Origin of the sequence: Streptomyces sp. SID1328, from assembly GCF_009865595.1 — a bacterium.
Classification (GTDB): domain Bacteria; phylum Actinomycetota; class Actinomycetes; order Streptomycetales; family Streptomycetaceae; genus Streptomyces; species Streptomyces griseoluteus.
In genome coordinates this window covers 1-2,894 of sequence record NZ_WWKH01000568.1, presented here as the reverse complement: position 1 = coordinate 2,894, position 2,894 = coordinate 1, and the positions used below count along the sequence as shown (strand labels likewise).

Genomic DNA, 2,894 nt, shown 5'->3' with positions numbered 1-2,894 from the left:
GGGCGGTCCGCGCGTCGGCGGGCGCGGTGACGGTCACCTCGAGCGGGCCGCGCCCGTCGTCGGCGGCCGCGACGGAGGCCGAGGTGAGGGCGAGCATCACGACCGCGCCGAGCAGGGCGGGCCGCGAGGTGACCGGGTTGCGTGCGCTGCGCTTCATCAGTCCTCACTCTGTCCCCATAGGGTGAGAAACCTGCCCGGCCGTCGCTGAGATTTTCCTGTGAACCGTTCCCGGTACTCACCCGCCGTCGGCCGGAGTGCCGTCCAACCTACCGGCGCCGGTCACCCTCCGCCCGTTGTGCGGTCACACTTTGTCAACCCCGCTGGTCGCGGGCGCCGTGAGCCCCCAGGTGACGCCGGTCAGCTCCTCGGAGAGCGTCCACAGCCGCCGGGCCGCCTCCGGGTCGCTCGCCGCCGCGCTCCGGCCGACCAGCGCGGGGGCGCCGCGCATCTCACCGAGGCCGCCGGGGCCGACGTACGACGCGCCGGGCAGGTCCTGGGTGGCGGCGTACAGGGTGGGCAGGGAGCCCCCCTTGTCGTCCTGGGCGAACACCTTGTTGCCGACGCCCATGAAGAGGCGGGCCAGCGGGTTCGCGGCGTGGCTCTGGAGGTTGGTCGCCGCGTAGCCGGGGTGGGCGGCGAGGGCGCGCACCCCGGACCCCGCCTCGGTGAGGCGCCGCTGGAGTTCCAGGGTGAACAGGAGGTTGGCCAGCTTGGACTGGGCGTAGGCGCGGGTCGGGGTGTAGCGGCCGCGCAGATTGACGTCGTCGAAGCTGATCCGGCCGTCCCCGCCCCGGTGCAGCCCGGAGGAGACGGTCACCACACGGTCGGTGAGGTGCGGCAGCAGCAGGTTGGTCAGGGCGAAGTGGCCGAGGTGGTTGGTGCCGAACTGGGTCTCGAAGCCCTGCTTCGTCCGTCCCTCGGGGAGCATCATCACGCCCGCGTTGTTGACCAGCAGGTCCAGCGGGCGGTCCCAGCCGGCCGCGAACTCCCGTACCGAGTCCAGGTCCGCCAGGTCCAGACGGCGCACCTCGGTGCTGCCGCTCACCCGCCCCGCCGCGGCGGCGCCGCGCGCCAGGTCCCGCACCGCGAACACCACATGGGCCCCGGCCCGCGCCAGCGCGGCGGCGGCCATGAAGCCGATCCCGCTGTTGGCACCGGTCACCACGGCCGTACGGCCGCTCAGATCGGGCAGACGGTCCACATTCCACTGGCGCGCGGTGCGCGCTTCACTCGTCTCGGCCATGGCCTCAATGTAGGCAACGCCAACAATGATGTCAACGACAACAATGCAGTCACCGTCAACAAAGCTGGCGCCGACAACATCGGGATACCATGACCCCCATGCCGCGCACCCCCACCAGCCGCCCGTACCACCACGGCGACCTGCGCGCCGCCCTGCTCCAGAGCGCCGAGCGCACCCTGCGCGAGAAGGGGGCCGCCGCTCTCTCCCTGCGCGAGCTGGCCCGCGCCACCGGCGTCAGCCACGCCGCCCCCGGCCGCCACTTCAAGGACAAGCAGGCCCTCCTCGACGCTCTCGCCCTCGCCGGCTACGAGCGCCTGAACCAGGCCCTCACCGCCGCGGCCGCCGACACCCCCGAGGCGGACTTCGAGCAGCGCCTGACCGCCCTCGCGCGGGCCTACCTCGGCTTCGCCGTCGAAAACCCGGAGTTGCTGGAGCTGATGTTCGCGCGCAAGCACGAACCCGACAGCTCCGGCCGGCTCGCCGTCGCCGTCGACCAGTCCCTCGGCTCCCTCACCCGTACCTTCGCCCGCGCGCAGGAACGCGGCGAGATCGTCCAGGGCGACCCCGAGCGCATCACCCTGGTCGCCGCCGCCAGCCTGCACGGCCTCGCCGCCCTCATCGCCGGCTGCGCGCTGGACGCCGAGGAGGCGATGGCCGGTCTCGACACCCACGTCCACCTGCTGCTGCACGGGCTCAAGCCGCGCTGACGCCGCGTGAGAACATCGTCTCGACGTCTCACCCGACCGGCCGTCAGAAACCGTGCGGGGGACGGAAGGGCCGTAAGAGAGCTCAACGACGAAGCCACACCACAGGTTTCGCACCCGCGTCATTGCCCGGCGTGACCTGCCGTGATACACAGAGTGACCGTACGCGCCAAATGTACGAGACCCGCCTGTGAATGCCGCCAAGTCGACATACGACGGCGACGTTGTCGGCGACAATGAGACCTGACCTCTGCACACCGCAGAGGAGCGGCACAACTACCCACCAGGGGCGGTGACTTACATGCTCTTTGCGGCCGACAAGGGAGACATCAACACCATCATCGGCGGGATCGCTCCGGACTGGGGGCCTTTCGGCAGCCTGGGCAACGAAGCGAAGGTGATGATCGAGGTCGTGATGGCCGTCGCCATCCTTCTCTGCCTCGGCATCGCCATCTGGGGCGCGGCCAAACAGCGCATCGGCGCCACCGCGCTGCGGGACACCTTCAGCGCGGAACAGGGCAAGGGACTCATCATCGCGGGCCTCACCGGGGTCTTCATCATCGGCTCCCTCGGCACGCTGTTCACCATCGTGTACGGCATGGCCGTCTGACGCCCGGACTCGAGGTCGCGTTTCCCTGATGTCCAGTCACCACACCGCGCCCGCGCGAGGACCAGCCCGGCTACCGTCGTATGAACACGAGGCGGAGAGGGCGGGCGCGGCATGAGCACCTCAGGCGAACACGGTTACCCCGACACCGGGCACACCCGCACCCACCTGCCCGGCGGCGACCCCTACGGCGGCGCCCCGCGCCGCACCCCCCGCTCCTCATCCCGCAGCCTCATCACCGTCGTCGGCGTCGTCGTCCTCCTCATCGCAGCCATCGCCTTCGCCAACCGCGACAACTCCTCTTCCCCGGCGGACGGCTCCCCCAAGGGCGCCGCCCACC

General features: G+C 71.1%; 3 protein-coding genes and 1 pseudogene. 3 read left to right on the top strand and 1 reads right to left on the bottom strand.

Going from position 1 to position 2,894, the window contains the following annotated elements:
* Positions 1-301: 301 nt before the first annotated feature.
* Entirely contained in the window at positions 302-1,243 is a 942-nt protein-coding gene (locus tag GT030_RS18005) for an oxidoreductase (RefSeq protein WP_161201962.1), read from the bottom strand.
* A 98-nt stretch (positions 1,244-1,341) separates the two neighbouring features.
* Here GT030_RS18005 and GT030_RS18000 point away from each other — a divergent pair, with 98 nt between their 5' ends.
* The 3 genes and pseudogenes from GT030_RS18000 to GT030_RS17990 form a co-directional block, all read left to right on the top strand.
* Positions 1,342-1,950: a TetR/AcrR family transcriptional regulator gene (locus GT030_RS18000; protein WP_161201961.1), complete on the top strand. Its 609-nt coding sequence runs from the start codon at positions 1,342-1,344 to the stop codon at positions 1,948-1,950.
* 298 nt (positions 1,951-2,248) lie between these two features.
* Positions 2,249-2,557 (top strand): hypothetical protein, encoded by a 309-nt coding sequence (locus tag GT030_RS17995; protein WP_003991275.1) that lies wholly within the window; start codon positions 2,249-2,251, stop codon positions 2,555-2,557.
* Positions 2,558-2,668: 111 nt separating this feature from the next.
* Positions 2,669-2,894, top strand: a pseudogene (locus tag GT030_RS17990) (hypothetical protein); the annotation flags it as partial.